The 14,833-nt window shown below is 42.2% G+C and carries 11 protein-coding genes, 1 other RNA gene and 1 other annotated feature; of the genes, 3 read left to right on the top strand and 9 right to left on the bottom strand.

Translation table 11 applies throughout. The features are described 5' to 3' along the window. Window positions 1-70 precede the first annotated feature (70 nt). Together ACGTN9_RS03470 and ACGTN9_RS03465 are read left to right on the top strand one after the other, a co-directional pair. Complete coding sequence (locus ACGTN9_RS03470) at window positions 71-1,348, top strand: replication-associated recombination protein A (protein WP_499590605.1); 1,278 nt, start codon at window positions 71-73, stop codon at window positions 1,346-1,348. Window positions 1,349-1,459: 111 nt separating this feature from the next. Beyond that, window positions 1,460-2,128 (top strand): RsfA family transcriptional regulator, encoded by a 669-nt coding sequence (locus ACGTN9_RS03465; RefSeq protein WP_499590603.1) that lies wholly within the window; start codon window positions 1,460-1,462, stop codon window positions 2,126-2,128. Between the two features lie 277 nt (window positions 2,129-2,405). Here the strand turns inward: ACGTN9_RS03465 and ACGTN9_RS03460 are convergent, their stop codons facing one another. The 4 genes from ACGTN9_RS03460 to hisS form a co-directional block, all read right to left on the bottom strand. Continuing rightward, the gene (locus ACGTN9_RS03460; protein WP_499591269.1) at window positions 2,406-3,161 is read right to left on the bottom strand and encodes a tRNA threonylcarbamoyladenosine dehydratase; all 756 of its coding nucleotides are present in this window, start codon (window positions 3,159-3,161) and stop codon (window positions 2,406-2,408) included. A gap of 166 nt (window positions 3,162-3,327) precedes the next feature. Continuing rightward, window positions 3,328-3,511, bottom strand: a non-coding RNA gene (gene ssrS, locus ACGTN9_RS03455) — 6S RNA. A 103-nt stretch (window positions 3,512-3,614) separates the two neighbouring features. Next, on the bottom strand, window positions 3,615-5,390 hold the full coding sequence (gene aspS / locus ACGTN9_RS03450) for an aspartate--tRNA ligase (protein ID WP_499590601.1): 1,776 nt from the start codon (window positions 5,388-5,390) through the stop codon (window positions 3,615-3,617). Window positions 5,391-5,392: 2 nt separating this feature from the next. Next, entirely contained in the window at window positions 5,393-6,667 is a 1,275-nt protein-coding gene (gene hisS, locus ACGTN9_RS03445) for a histidine--tRNA ligase (RefSeq protein WP_499590599.1), read from the bottom strand. A gap of 67 nt (window positions 6,668-6,734) precedes the next feature. Beyond that, window positions 6,735-6,958: a binding site (T-box leader), on the bottom strand. 173 nt (window positions 6,959-7,131) lie between these two features. Between hisS and ACGTN9_RS03440 the strand changes: the two genes are divergently transcribed. Further along, complete coding sequence (locus tag ACGTN9_RS03440) at window positions 7,132-8,400, top strand: N-acetylmuramoyl-L-alanine amidase family protein (RefSeq protein ID WP_499590597.1); 1,269 nt, start codon at window positions 7,132-7,134, stop codon at window positions 8,398-8,400. A 39-nt stretch (window positions 8,401-8,439) separates the two neighbouring features. On the opposite strand, the gene dtd is transcribed toward ACGTN9_RS03440, so the two are convergent. The 5 genes from dtd to ACGTN9_RS03415 all read right to left on the bottom strand — a co-directional run bounded on the left by dtd (window position 8,440) and on the right by ACGTN9_RS03415 (window position 14,493). Then, window positions 8,440-8,886 (bottom strand): D-aminoacyl-tRNA deacylase, encoded by a 447-nt coding sequence (gene dtd / locus ACGTN9_RS03435; RefSeq protein WP_499590595.1) that lies wholly within the window; start codon window positions 8,884-8,886, stop codon window positions 8,440-8,442. A gap of 14 nt (window positions 8,887-8,900) precedes the next feature. Then, window positions 8,901-11,102 (bottom strand): RelA/SpoT family protein, encoded by a 2,202-nt coding sequence (locus ACGTN9_RS03430; RefSeq protein ID WP_499590593.1) that lies wholly within the window; start codon window positions 11,100-11,102, stop codon window positions 8,901-8,903. Between the two features lie 138 nt (window positions 11,103-11,240). Then, window positions 11,241-11,753, bottom strand: a complete 513-nt coding sequence (locus ACGTN9_RS03425; protein ID WP_499590591.1) for an adenine phosphoribosyltransferase — start codon at window positions 11,751-11,753, stop codon at window positions 11,241-11,243. Next, window positions 11,743-14,085 carry a single-stranded-DNA-specific exonuclease RecJ gene (gene recJ, locus ACGTN9_RS03420; protein WP_499590589.1) on the bottom strand — a complete coding sequence of 781 codons (2,343 nt, stop codon included), beginning with the start codon at window positions 14,083-14,085 and terminating at the stop codon, window positions 11,743-11,745. Before recJ ends, ACGTN9_RS03425 begins: the two co-directional genes overlap by 11 nt. Window positions 14,086-14,151: 66 nt before the next feature. After that, entirely contained in the window at window positions 14,152-14,493 is a 342-nt protein-coding gene (locus tag ACGTN9_RS03415) for a LapA family protein (RefSeq protein ID WP_499590587.1), read from the bottom strand. Window positions 14,494-14,833: the final 340 nt, after the last annotated feature.

The raw sequence follows: 14,833 nt of genomic DNA, 5'->3' as shown, positions 1-14,833 counted from the left end.
GCTCTTGCATTCTATCTGAAATATGACTACGCTTATCAAAAGAAAGATAAAGAATAAAGGGGATAATAAAATGAAACAAAAGCCGCTTGCTTTTCGGATGCGACCTACCAATATAGATGAAATAATCGGTCAGAAGCATCTCGTTTCTGAAGGGAAAACGATACGGAGGATGGTGCAAGCCAACCGATTGGCTTCCATGATCCTTTTCGGCCCGCCAGGAACCGGTAAAACATCAATGGCTATGGCCCTGGCAAAAAGTCTGAACCTGCCTTACAAATTATTGAATGCCGTAACTGATAAGAAAAAAGATATGGAAATTGCAGTAGAAGAGGCAAAAATGCATGGTCAGATGGTGTTGATTCTGGATGAGGTACATCGTTTAGATAAAGGAAAGCAGGATTTCCTGCTCCCCCACTTAGAGACCAATTTGTTGACATTGATTGGCTGTACCACCAGTAATCCTTATCATTCCATCAACCCGGCAATCCGAAGCCGCTGTCACTTATTCGAACTTTACAGACTAAACAAAAATGATATCAAAGAAGCTTTATCACGTGCTATAGCAGATAAAAAAGAGGGGTTGGGTGAGCTTGAACTCGATGTCTCGCAAGAAGCGATGGATCACTTTGCTCAGGCAGCTAACGGCGACCTTCGAGCAGCCTTAAACGGGTTAGAGCTAGCCGCCTTTTCTACCCCAGCGGACCAGTACGGAATGGTTCATATCAACCTTGAATCTGCAGAAGAGTGTATGCAGAAGAAGAGTTTTACCCACGACAAAGATGGGGATGCTCACTATGACGTCTTGTCAGCCTTTCAAAAGTCCATACGCGGAAGTGATGTTAATGCCTCCCTCCACTATTTAGGGAGACTAATCGAAGCTGGAGACCTTGATAGTATTGCCCGGAGGTTAGTGGTAATCGCCTATGAAGATATTGGGCTTGCTAACCCACAAGCAGGGCCGCGAGCAATTGCAGCTGTAGAAGCCGCTGAACGCCTTGGTTTTCCCGAAGCCCGCATCCCACTCGCTGTAGCCGTATCAGAATTAGCCTTGTCTCCAAAATCCAATACTGCCTATAAAGCGCTGGACGAAGCATTGAGTGATATAAGGAATGGCCACAGCGGGGAGGTCCCCATACATTTGAAAGATTCCCATTACAAGGGTGCCAAAGAACTAGGCAGGGGGACAGAATATAAATACCCTCATAATTATGACAATGCCTGGGTAAATCAACAATACCTGCCTGATACAATCAAGGATAAGAAGTATTATAAACCTAAAAATACAGGCAAGTTCGAGCAAGCCATGAAACAAATCTATGATAAAATCAATCAGCAAAAAAATAACTAATTCTCGCTATATTGGTATAAATCCTTTTCTTAGTGGTCACAATAGTCATAAAAATAACAAACTAGTTTTTTAATAATACTAGAAAGACCATTAAGAAGAGGAGTGATTGTTATGACAAAAGTTAGACAGGATGCTTGGTCTCATGAAGATGATTTATTGTTAGCTGAAACGGTCCTGAGGCATATTCGGGAAGGTAGTACTCAATTGAAAGCTTTTGACGAAGTGGGAGATGCATTGAACCGTACTTCTGCAGCTTGTGGATTCCGCTGGAACGCAGAAGTTCGCCAAAAGTATGACCAGGCAGTTGAAATTGCTAAAAAGCAACGAAAAGAAAAGAAACGGGCAGAAGCCATGGACCAGCCAAAACGAGCTGTGAAAACACCAGCGCCTTATGCCGGAGAAGAAACTACTCCTACAGAGGAGACAGATACGCACATTACTAAACAATCTTCCGAAACATCTGTTCCTCAGATAAACCTGGGGACCGTCATTAACTATTTGCGTAACTTACAGACTGATATGAACAATTCTACCAATCATCGTAACAAGCTGGATAAAGTAACAGCGGAAAACCAGCAACTCAAAGAAGAAAAAGAAAAATTAGAAAAACAATATGCCCAGCTGCAAGGTCAGCTAGTAACAATGCAAGACGACTATCAGGCGCTGATTCAAATTATGGACCGTGCAAGAAAGATGATTGTATTCGACGAAGAAGGCGATTTCGCTAAACCACAATTCCGAATGGAAAGAAATGGTAACCTGGAACAAGTTGCAAAATAAGAACAAAAGCGCAAGCGCCTTGCTAGTAATGACGTTCGACTAAAAACGGCACGTCCTGTGCCAACGTCGAACTGACCTGCATCCTGCAGGCCTCCGACAAGCTTAAGACAAGCCTCGGCGTGACGTTTTTTGTCACAAAGAGGATTGACTTAAGACCTCAAGGGGGTAGGCGCTGGAGCTGGATGTGACCCTACACGTAAAGTTATCCACACAAAGAAAATTTTATAATTTCCTAGACAATCTAAAAGCAGGAAGCGAGTATATCGCTTCCTGCTTTTTAATTACGCTCTATTTCAATTGGTTTTAAGATTTCATTAACAACATGGCTTGCCATGATCAGACCAGCAACAGACGGTACAAAAGCATTGGAAGAAGGAGGCATTTCCGCTTTTCTCGTTCCAGGATTCTCCGGTGCAACTTCTTTTCGCACTTCTTCTTTGATCTTAATCGGTTTTTCCTGAGAGTAAACGACCGGAATTCCTTTTTTAATACCAGCTTCGCGCAATTTTTTTCGAATCACTTTTGCGATAGGGTCATAGCTTGTTTTGAAAATATCATCAATCTGAAACTTAGTAGGGTTTGTCTTGTTGGCTGCCCCCATACTAGAGATAATCTTTATATCACGAGCAATACATTCTTTAATAAGATGTACTTTATAAATAATCGTATCACTGGCATCTACCACAAAATCAGGTTTATATTCAAACAGCGTTTCATAAGTCTCTTCCGTATAAAACATGTTCAACGTCACTACTTCACAGTCTGGATTGATATCCTTTATACGTTCTTTCATCAATTCTGCTTTTGGCTGGCCAATTGTAGAAAGAAGTGCTGGCAATTGACGATTTATATTTGTAATATCAACCACATCTTTATCAATCAATATCAATTTACCTATTCCTGTCCGTGCTAATGCCTCGACGCTGAAGGAGCCGACTCCTCCTATGCCTAAGACAGCTACTGTGGAGTTTTTGAGTAAATCTAAACCTTCTTTTCCAATTGCCAGTTCATTTCGTGAAAATTGATGCAACATGAGATGAGCCGCTCCTTTTAACTCTATTAGAAACACTTGGCTTTTCGCCAAGTCCTTATCGCGAAAGCCTACGTATTTCTTATACTTTACACCTATCATTAAATTCATCTTTCTTAGCGTATAAAAAAACCTTAAGGTTTCCCTTAAGGTGTGTGGCTATGTAAGTTCCAATCCCAATTGTGCCGTTGTTTCATGAGTTTTGAACCCGCTCCTAGCAGGTGGGTGCCCTGTTCCATGCTTCATGCGTCCTCATCGTAACGAGGCCTGCACTCCACATGGAAACACCAGGCTCCCTGTACATAAATGTTCGGTCAAAACGTACATTCGAACAACGTACACATCAGGATTGGTTCCTTTACTTTGTAATCAAATAATAGCATACGAACTCTCAAATATCAATAAGTTTACTATAACGATTCCGTAATTATTTATTACAAAATCATTTCAGTTTCCTTATTGGTTACTGTCTTTTTTAGCAGTGGTCTGCAAATGCAATTCCTCTAATTGTGCTTCACTGACATCCCCAGGTGCTTCTGTCAACAAGCAAGATGCAGAAGCTGTTTTAGGGAATAGAATCGTATCTCTCAAGTTATTCCGTCCTGCCAAAAGCATTACAATCCGGTCCAGACCTAAAGCGATTCCGCCATGTGGCGGCGTTCCATATTCAAGCGCCTCAAGCAAAAATCCGAATTGTTCCTGGGCTTCCACTTTGGAAAAGCCAAGTACTTCAAACATCCGGTCCTGCAATTCTTTATTATAAATACGCAAGGATCCTCCGCCCAATTCATACCCATTCAACACCAAATCATAAGCCTGGGCGTGAACTTTGCCAGGATCAGTTTCCAATAGCTTCACTTCATCCGGCTCTGGCATCGTGAAGGGATGGTGGGCTGCAAAATAACGTCCAGCTTCCTCGTCATATTCAAGTAATGGCCAGTCTGTCACCCATAAGAAATTAAATTTTGTTTCATCGATAAGTTCAAGCTGCTTGCCCAGTTTCAGACGTAAAGCACCCAGTCCCTCCTGCACCACCGACACTTTGTCAGCAACAAACAGGATCAAGTCACCTGGTTCTGCTTCTACAGCATTACCAAGGCCTATCAGTTCATCTTCACCGAAGAATTTAGCTATTGGACCGTTCCATTGTGCTTCGTCCACCTTCATCCAGGCTAATCCTTTGGCGCCATATCCTTTGACGAACTCTGTCAACTTATCAATATCTTTCCGGGAGAATGCATCCGCTTGCCCTTTGACATTAATAGCACTGACCTGACCTCCATCGGATACTGCTCCACTGAAGACTTTGAACCCAGAATCTTTTACCAACTCGGAAACATTCACAAGTTCCATTCCAAAACGAGTATCTGGTTTGTCTGAACCAAATCGTTCCATCGCTTCCTCATAACGCATTTTTGGAAGTGGAGTCTCCAGCTCAATACCCTTAACCTCTTTCATGACTTTCGCCATCATCCGTTCGGTCATATCCATGATTTCTTCTTTAGACATGAAAGACGTCTCGATATCAATTTGGGTGAATTCCGGCTGACGATCTGCTCTCAAATCTTCATCACGGAAACAACGGGCAATCTGGTAGTATTTTTCAAAACCGGACATCATCAGCAATTGTTTGAATAATTGCGGCGATTGCGGCAAGGCATAAAACTCACCTGGATGGACACGGCTTGGAACAAGATAATCCCGCGCGCCTTCCGGAGTACTTTTTGTAAGCATCGGCGTTTCCATTTCCAGGTACCCATCCTCATTCAAGAAATTCCGTACCACCTGGTTGGTTTTATGACGCAAGAAGAATGTCTCTTGCATTGGTTTCCTTCTCAAATCCAAATAACGATATTTCAGACGAAGGTCCTCTGCCACATCCGATTCCTCTTCTATCATGAATGGCGGGTTCTTTGCTTTATTAAGAATTTCTAATTTTTCTGCCTGGACCTCGATAGCCCCGGTTTCGAGATTTTCATTGATGGTATTTTCACTTCTGCCAAGTACTTCACCGTGAATTTCTAATACATACTCATTCCTGACAGTTTCCGCAATCTTCAAAGCCTCGCTGGAAACCTCAGGATTAAATACAACCTGTACAATACCGGATCGGTCCCTTAAATCGATAAAGATCAATCCGCCTAAGTCCCGTCGCTTTTGCACCCAGCCTTTTAACATGACTTTACTGCCGATGTCTGATTCACGCAGTTTGCCGCAATGATGTCGTTCCATCCTTATTTCCCTCCTGCTATTTCGTTCTTTAAATAAGTGACTAACTCAGTTAGTGGTATTTCTTTTTGTTCACCGGTTTCCATTAGTTTAACGTTCGCTCGGCCCGCTTCCAGTTCATTTTCACCTAATACAATCACATATTTTGCTTTCAGCCGGTCAGCAGATTTGAACTGACTCTTGATTTTCCTTCCGAGGTAATCTTTATCTACCTGAACGCCGGCTTTCCGTAGCTGATAGGTGAGACGGACCGCTTCTTTTTCAGCTTGATTGCCAAGAGCCACAAAATAACAATCGATCCCTTCATCGACCGGCAATTCAACTCCTTCTGCCTCCAGTGCCATTAACAGACGTTCAATACTCAACGCAAATCCGATACCAGGAGTCTCCGGTCCTCCCATTTCTTCAACCAGACCATTATAACGGCCACCACCGCTTAATGTAGTGATAGCCCCGAAGCCTTCAGCGTCACTCATGATTTCAAAAGCGGTATGGTTATAATAATCCAACCCTCGGACAAGGTTTTTATCAACCACGTAAGGAATTTCCATGGCATCTAAATAGGATTTGACTTGCTCAAAGTACTCTCTTGATTCCTCGTTCAAATATTCCAATACAGACGGTGCTGTTGCCATTGCCGGATGTTCTCTATCCTTTTTGCAGTCAAGCACGCGAAGTGGATTCTTATCCAGACGCACCTGACAGTCCTGGCATAGTTCCTCCCGATGTGGATCAAAGTGGTTGATCAAGGCTTCACGGTGCTGCTTACGACTTTCTGTGTCACCTAAGCTGTTGATGACCAGCTTTAATGATTTCAGCCCAAGCTCCTGGTAGGCCGCCATTGCCAAAGCCATCACTTCCGCATCGATAGCTGGATCGGCACTTCCCAAAGCTTCGATACCAAATTGGTAAAACTGTCGCATCCTGCCTTGTTGAGGCCGCTCATAACGGAACATCGGTCCGATGTAAAACAATTTAGTCGGCTGCATTGGCAGTCCAAAAACCTTATGTTCCACAAAAGAGCGTACGACAGAAGCTGTGCCTTCTGGTCTCAGGGTCAAACTCCTTCCTCCACGGTCTTCAAATGTATACATTTCTTTTTGAACGATATCGGTGGTGTCCCCTACTCCCCGTTGGAACAATTCCGTATGTTCAAATACAGGTGTACGAATCTCCTGATAATTATATTTTCTGCAAAGCTCGATCAGAGCGCTTTCTACGTATTGCCATTTTTCAGACGTCCCAGGTAAAATATCCTGCGTCCCTCTTGGTGCCTTCATCCCAACATCCTCCTTTATATAATTGTCAGTGACTGACAATAAAACATAAAAAACTCCCGTCCCTAATAAAAGGGACGGGAGTTACCCGCGTTGCCACCCTGGTTGAAACATACCATTTCATGTTTCCTCTCCATACAGTTAACGCCTGTGTACGGCTGAGCCTACTTATGGTTCGACACAGCACCTAAAGAATGTCTTTCATCAGGCTATTACACAGAAATGCTTCCAGCCATAAGGCATTTCCTCTCTGTCTGCATGTTTCCTGATTACTCTTTCCCTCATCGGTTTTGACGACTCTAATTAAGAATTGATTATTATCATATGATTCCCGAAAGGCAATGTCAAGCTTTTAAAATGTTTTTTCATTATATTTTTTAAAAAAATCATGGAAAAAAAGGGATTTAAAAGAAATTGTCGAAATGATACTATTGAACTCGAATAACTAACAAAAGGAGGTATGACGTTTGGTAAAACAATTGAATAAAGTATTTGGTTTGCTTTTTTTGCTTTTGTTAAGTGTTGCCGCATTCACTGCCTTGCCAGTAAAAGCGGATAATGCAATCGTTAATATCGATACACTTAACGTGAGAGAAGCTCCTAGTTCATATACAAAGAAACTGGGTCAAATACATAGAGGCGATTCCTACCCTATCCTCGATGAAAAGTATGGATGGCTCCAAATCCAATATAATGGCGGAAAAGCCTGGGTAGCGAAGTACCTTGTTAAAGTCCAGGAAAATACATCCGTCCGCTCGGATGCAGACTACTTACGAGTACGAGCAGAGCCTAATACGAACTCCAAAATTCTGACCCATCTGATGAAGGGACAGACAGTAAAACAGCTTGGCAAAAAGGGCGACTGGTACAAAATTAACAGTAAGTATGGTAAAGGCTGGATTCACAGTGATTATGCGAGTCCAGACAAGACAGGTCAAAACTCCAGTCAACCGGTTCAGACAAGCACCGGGGAGGAAAGCTCCCAAACCTTAACCCTCCTGTATGATGGTACGAATATCCGCAGTGGTCCATCGACGAATCATAAGATTCTTGGAAGAGCTCATAAAGGCGACGACTTTCAAGTGGTCAGGAAAGAAGGCAAATGGTATAAAATAAAATATGGCTCGGGTACTGCGTATGTTGCCGGCTGGATTGTAACACTAAATAACGGGAGCCAGAACAACAGCTCTAGCGGAGGTCTCCAGGGGAAAGTCATTGTGATTGATTCCGGACACGGGGGACGTGATCCAGGAGCAATCGGACTAAGTGGTACTTATGAAAAAAATGTCACCCTTGCAACAGCTTTGCATGTTAAGGAAAAGCTTCAGGCTGCAGGAGCAAAAGTAATTATGACTCGCAGCAATGATCGCTATATTTCTCTAGTAAACAGGGTAAATGTTTCTCATTCATCTAATGCAGATGTTTTCCTCAGTCTGCACTACAATAGTTTCCCTACTTATTCGGGCGCCAAAGGTATAGAAACCTTTTATCATAGCAGCCAGGATAGGAATCTTGCTAAACTGGTCCAGCAAGGATTGGTCCGTTCTACAGGAGCAGTCAATCGCGGTGCAAAAGCCAATAGCTTCCATGTAATCCGTGAGAACCACACCCCTTCCCTGTTGCTGGAGCTTGGATATTTATCAAATGTAACAGAAGAAAAGATGGTAAAAACCTCTAATTATCAACGTAAACTAAGTACTGGTATTGTAAATGGACTAATGGATTATTTTAATTAATAGTAAAAAGGATGGCCTTTATGCTGGCCATCCTTTTTGTTATTTATCTTTACTATCTATGATTAGTGTAACCGGTCCTATGTTATTCAATTGGACGTCCATCATTTCGCCAAAGGCTCCTGTTTCAACAGGTACACCTTCTTCTTCTACCAGACTGTTGAAAACCTGGTACAGTTCACTTGCCACATCGGGTTTAGCAGCGGACATAAAGTTAGGCCTGCGCCCTTTACGACAATCACCGTATAGAGTGAACTGGGAAATGGACAACACTTTTCCTTGTACATCCTTCAAACTTAAGTTCATTTTTTCCTGCTCATCTTCAAAGATACGTAGATTGGTGATTTTATTAGCCAGGTATTTAGCATCGTCCACTGTATCTTCGTGGGTGACTCCTAGTAACACCACCAGGCCGGAATCAATCGCACCTGTAGTCTCACCTTCTACAGTGACTGAGGCATTTTTGGCACGTTGGATAACTGCTTTCATTGTATCTGTTCCCCTTATTGCATCATTCTTCTTACGGTATATACTTCTGGTATTTGTTTAATACGATCTACTATTTTTCTTAAATGGTTAATATTCTGGATTAAAATCGTGATATTGATGGTAGCCATTTTATTACGATCCGACTTACCTGACACGGCTGTAATGTTTGTTTTCGTTTCATTAACGGCCTGCAAAACTTCATTGACCAGGCCCCGCCTATCATATCCAGATATCTCCAAGTCTACATGATACTGTTTCGAATCCGAGCCACTGCCTTCCCATTCCACTGGAAGTAAACGGCTTTGAGCATCTTCTGTTTGGACATTCGGACAATCGGAACGATGCACGGAAACGCCTCGGCCTTTTGTAATATATCCAACAATATCATCACCAGGGACAGGGTTGCAGCACTTAGACAGTCGTACAAGCAGGTTGTCGACACCTTTCACCCTGACACCGGAATCCCGTTTACCAGAAGGTTTTGCTTTCACTTCATTCTTTACTTCTTCCAGTGTCTCTTCCAGATTCTGTTCCTGTTCTTTCTGCTTTCTTATTTTTTCAGTCAAACGGGTGGCGATTTGAGCAGCCGTAATTCCCTGATAGCCGACTGCCGCGAACATATCGTCTTCGTTACTGAAATTGAATTTTTCAGCAACACGATCGAGATTTTCCTGGGATAGAACCTCCTTAGGAGACAAATCCATGTTCTTGATCTCTTTTTCGACAAGTTCTTTCCCTTTCAGGATATTCTCTTCGCGTCGCTGCTTTTTGAAGAATTGTTTAATTTTACTCTTAGCCTGGGATGTTTGGGCTAACTTTATCCAATCCTTCGAAGGTCCATACGAATGCTTGGAGGTCATCATTTCTACAATGTCGCCCGTCTTCAACTCATAATCAAGCGGCTCCATTTTTCCATTTATTTTTGCACCAATCGTATGATTTCCTACTTCGGTATGGATACGGTAGGCGAAATCTACCGGGACGGAACCTGACGGAAGTTCAATGACATCTCCCTTTGGCGTAAAAACGTATACCATGTCAGAAAATAGATCGACCTTTAAGGATTCCATGAATTCCTCTGCATCGTGGGTTTCATTTTGCCATTCCAAAATTTCACGGAACCAGGTCAGTTTTTCTTCGAATGATTGTTTTGTCTGGTTGAATTGCCCGCCTTCTTTATAGGCCCAATGAGCTGCAATCCCATATTCTGCTATATCATGCATGTCTTGCGTACGAATCTGCACTTCAAGTGGATCACCTTTTGGACCAATGACCGTTGTATGGAGAGATTGATATAAGTTCGGCTTCGGCATGGCAATATAATCTTTAAACCTTCCTGGCATAGGTTTCCAGCAGGTGTGGATAATGCCGAGCACAGCATAACAGTCTTTGATGCTATCGACTATTACCCTGACAGCAAGAAGGTCATAAATTTCATTGAACTGTTTGTTTTGCAGCACCATTTTACGATAAATACTGTATAAATGCTTCGGACGCCCGGAAATATCCGCCTTAATGTTTACTTCTTCCATCCGGTCTTCTATCTCTTTCATGACATCTTCTATATAGAATTCACGTTCGTTCCGTTTTTGTTTCATTAGGTGCACAATGCGATAATACTGCTGAGGGTTTAAGTAACGCAGTGCGGTATCCTCTAACTCCCACTTGATTGTCGAAATACCAAGCCTGTGAGCCAGCGGCGCGAAAATCTCCAGCGTTTCATTAGAAATTCTCCGCTGTTTTTCTGGAGGAAGGTGCTTCAACGTCCGCATATTATGGAGCCGATCAGCCAGCTTTATCAGGATCACTCGGATATCTTTCGCCATAGCGACAAACATTTTTCGGTGATTTTCTGCTTGTTGTGCCTCTTTGGATTTATACTTAATTTTACCCAGCTTAGTGACGCCATCCACCAGCATGGCTACTTCCTTGTTGAACGTCTCCTCTATTTCTTCAATAGAAACATCGGTATCTTCTACGACGTCATGTAGAAAACCACCAGCGATGGTCTCTGGATCCATTTCCAAGTTGACAAGAATCCCTGCAACCTGGATGGGATGGATGATATATGGTTCTCCAGACTTACGAAATTGATCCTTATGTGCCTGCTCCGCAAATTCATAAGCGCGTCGAATAAAACCGGTATCTTCTTTCGTCAAATACCGGCTTGCTTCTTCAATCACTTCTTCTGCGCTTAAAATTTTGTCTTTCGACATCTAATCACCTTGGTTTCTATACATACTTGTAAAATATAATTATTGGTTGTAATTCATTATCAAAAAAAGACAGGTAAATGTAAAGAAAAAAATATAATTATAAACAAAGAGTACCCATGGGAGGGCACTCCAATAACTTTAGTATTGCATCAATGTCAACACATCGTGTCCTTCAAGCTTATCTCTTCCGTGTAAATAGGTCAACTCAATCAGGAAAGCACAGCCTGCAACGACACCACCCAGTTCTTCAACCAGTTTGATGGTTGCTTCAATTGTTCCACCGGTAGCTAATAAGTCGTCAGTAATTAGCACCCTCTGACCAGGCTTAATTGCATCTTTGTGCAGTGTAAGTACATTTTTGCCGTATTCTAAACCGTAATCAACTTTAATTGTTTCTCTTGGTAATTTCCCTTCTTTACGAACAGGGGCAAAACCTACCTCCAACGCGTAAGAAACAGGACAGCCGACAATGAAGCCGCGGGCTTCAGGACCTACAATGAGATCGATATCCAGTGATTTAGCATACTCTACAATTTCATCGACAGCAGATTTGAAGGCCTTGCCATTATCCATCAAAGGCGTGATGTCCTTGAATCGTACTCCCTCTTTTGGCCAATCTTCTACTATAGCGATATGTTGTTTATAATCCATGTGTTACTTCCTCCTTAACGGCCAAGTCCAATTGCTCCATATATTGATCGAACCATGATTTCAGTTCTTGATAATTGGAATAATAAAGTTTCTTTTCGACTTGTAATCTCCGTTGTTTTAACTGATACGTATCCGAATCATTCAAATCCTTCTTTGATGGGGAAGGATGAAGTGAAATCAGTCCATTCTCTATTTTAACAAAATCCAACTCAAAAAACACCTGCGAGATGAATTCCAGTGTATCCTTGTCCCATCCTTTATAAGAGGCGAGCTTGGATGCTCCGCGATTCATATCCAATGTCTTATGTTTCATGAGCATTCCATAAAACCATTTGAAATCTTCTCGCGTCGGGAGTTTATCGAAGAATGCGCTGTCGTCAATCCGATAACAGGCATATATTTTCCGCGGCTGGACAGCTTCTATTATTTCACCTAAATCCTCTAGTTTGGATGGCAAGTCCAAAAGTACAAGACCTGAAATCTGTCCTTCTTCGTAGTACATAATCGAATGTTTATCCACTACGTTCAAATGTAATGGTGCTTGGCTGATCCCATCAAAAGAAAGGGCGACATGATCATCCAGATTGCTTCCGGAGAGTTTTTTTTCGATGTATTTAGAGCCCCTGTAGTCAAACAACTGCCATTCAGCAATACGGAGGTCTTTGATCATGATTTGCATTTTTTTTCGGCCATTCCATTCATTTATGCCCAATTCCCCAATTGCTTCCACATTAGAATAAGGGGAAATATCACTATATAAATCCCCCATTCCAAAGGCAATACCATCGAGCTGGGTACCAGATTTGTGAAATTGGAATTTCAAATGATTCTGCTTGCTGCCAATTTGCCGAATTTCCTTTGGAGCATGATCAATATGAAAAAGCGGCTTAGGGTTTCCCATTCCAAACGGACTCAACTTTGCAATTTCTTTAATTTGTTGTAACGAGAGCTCAGCAATATCAATAGTATTTTCCACATCGACACTTTGAGTAAAATCCTCCGGTGTCAACTGTTCATCTGCTAATCGATTCAATTCATACCGTAGTTCATTAATGTTTTCTATTTTCAAGGTCATTCCGGCAGCCTGAGCATGTCCTCCAAAATGTTTGAATAATGGTCTCACCTTCATGCAATTGACAAATAAATCGAAAGCATCAATACTCCTGGCTGAGCCTTTAGCTTCGCCTGTTTCTTCATCAATTCCAAGTACAATTGCCGGGCGGTCGAAACGCCGAACCAGTTTGGAAGCAACTATCCCTAACACTCCCGGATTCCAGCCGGGTTTACCCACGACAATTACAGAATCATTATCCCCTGATTCTTCGCCTTCGAGCAATTTCTCAGCTTCATCTGCTATATCTGAAACAATCTTCTGGCGTTCTTTATTCAATTGATCAATTAATGTTGCTAAATCTTCCGCTTGCTTATAATCTTCGGTCAACAACAATTCCACAGCCGGAGATGCATCTTGCAGACGTCCTACCGCATTGATTCTCGGTCCGATCATGAAACCTATCGTTTCTTCGTTAAGGTCACCTTCGATTCCGCACATATTTTTTAATGCCTGAATGCCAGGTCGCTTCGATTGGGAGATAGCCTGCAGCCCAAAGAAAGCAAGCACCCGGTTTTCATCCTGAAGCGGAACAAGGTCAGCAATGGTTCCAATGACCACAAGATCCAATAGTTCTTTTGGCAGTCTGCCCAGGAGAGCCTGTGCAAATTTAAAAGCTACCCCTACACCCGCAAGCTCTTGAAAAGGATAAGAAGCGGAGGCTTTAGGGTGAATGATTGCATAGGCATCTGGTAATTGTTCCTGGACCTCGTGATGATCGGTTATGATGAGGTCGATTCCAAGCTCTTTTGCAACAGTCGCTTCATGTACTGCAGCAATGCCGGTATCGACAGTAATGATGACATTAATCCCGTTTTCCTTCGCTTTGCGGAATGCTGCTTCATTTGGTCCATATCCCTCGGTGAACCGGTTAGGAATATAAAAATCACATACCGCCCCAGCTTCACGCAAGGCTTCTACCATAACAGTCGTCGCGCTGACTCCATCAGCATCATAATCCCCGAACACTAAAATATTTTCTTTTCGCTCGATAGCAAGCCTAACACGCTCCGTAGCTTCTATCATTCCTTCCATCAAAAATGGATCATGTAAGTGATCCAACGAAGGGAACAAAAAGCGTTCGGCCATTTCGGGCTCCGTGATATTTCTTTGCCACAATAATTTTCTTGTAAGCGGTGAGATTCCCAAATCTTCTAAAAATACTTCTGTATCTACATTATCGTTATATGTAAAGTTCCATTTCATTTTACTTTTTAACATACGTTCACCCCTGACCCACTTATTATACTAGAGGGAATCAGGGGTAGCAAATAACTGAAAGATATTTTATTCAGAGGAATGGTCTGAGGGATCGGCGGTGTCTGTGCGGATACGTTCAGCCCGTTTATCTCTGTCTTTTTTAATATCGGATACGTTTCGTGATTCCTTATTTCCCTGTTTGCTCCGAAGCTTTTTAACTTCGCGCTGCAGCCGGTAAACTCGAACTGCGCCTAGAGCCGCGGTTACAATCCCGCCCATAAGCACGGAAATTAAAATAACAAGAATTAATGGTGCTTCCCCAGTACCGAATAAATAATTAACTTCTACTGGGTCTACATTAATTACTGCAAACACCGCAATCAATAACGCAAATATAAGTGCTAAAATCCAATAATATTGTCCTTTCATACTTCTCCCTCCTATCCATATAAAAAAGTACTTTACTCTATTTATTACCTTAAACTATTTCCCACAAACGTACACGATATAAAAACATGTTTATTTTAAATCATTGTATTATAGAACTAAAGCGCAAGCGCCTTGCTCACTCCCGACAAGCTTAAGTCAATTCTCGCCGTGACGTTTTTTGTACTTTCATTCCAATTAAGTTTAATAAAGATTTAAAGTATAAGTAAAACTAAGGCTTTCGCCATTGGCAATAAGCCAAGTTTTTCTAATCACAGAGAGAATTGACTTAAGACCTCGAGGGGGTAGGCGCTGGAGCTGGATGAGACCCACCATCTAAAGT

The organism is Halobacillus sp. B23F22_5, assembly GCF_043497085.1.
In the GTDB taxonomy this organism is placed as follows: Bacteria; Bacillota; Bacilli; order Bacillales; family Halobacillaceae; genus Thalassobacillus.
This window is presented reverse-complemented; position numbering and strand designations above follow the sequence as displayed.

Coding starts and splice junctions, on each gene's coding strand:
- ACGTN9_RS03470 (WP_499590605.1), top strand. CDS start 71: ATGAAACAAAAGCCGCTTGCTTTTCGGATGCGACCTACCAATATAGAT.
- ACGTN9_RS03465 (WP_499590603.1), top strand. CDS start 1,460: ATGACAAAAGTTAGACAGGATGCTTGGTCTCATGAAGATGATTTATTG.
- ACGTN9_RS03460 (WP_499591269.1), bottom strand. CDS start 3,161: ATGTTGCATCAATTTTCACGAAATGAACTGGCAATTGGAAAAGAAGGT.
- aspS (WP_499590601.1), bottom strand. CDS start 5,390: ATGGAACGACATCATTGCGGCAAACTGCGTGAATCAGACATCGGCAGT.
- hisS (WP_499590599.1), bottom strand. CDS start 6,667: ATGAAGGCACCAAGAGGGACGCAGGATATTTTACCTGGGACGTCTGAA.
- dtd (WP_499590595.1), bottom strand. CDS start 8,886: ATGAAAGCAGTTATCCAACGTGCCAAAAATGCCTCAGTCACTGTAGAA.
- ACGTN9_RS03430 (WP_499590593.1), bottom strand. CDS start 11,102: ATGTCGAAAGACAAAATTTTAAGCGCAGAAGAAGTGATTGAAGAAGCA.
- ACGTN9_RS03425 (WP_499590591.1), bottom strand. CDS start 11,753: ATGGATTATAAACAACATATCGCTATAGTAGAAGATTGGCCAAAAGAG.
- recJ (WP_499590589.1), bottom strand. CDS start 14,085: ATGTTAAAAAGTAAAATGAAATGGAACTTTACATATAACGATAATGTA.
- ACGTN9_RS03415 (WP_499590587.1), bottom strand. CDS start 14,493: ATGAAAGGACAATATTATTGGATTTTAGCACTTATATTTGCGTTATTG.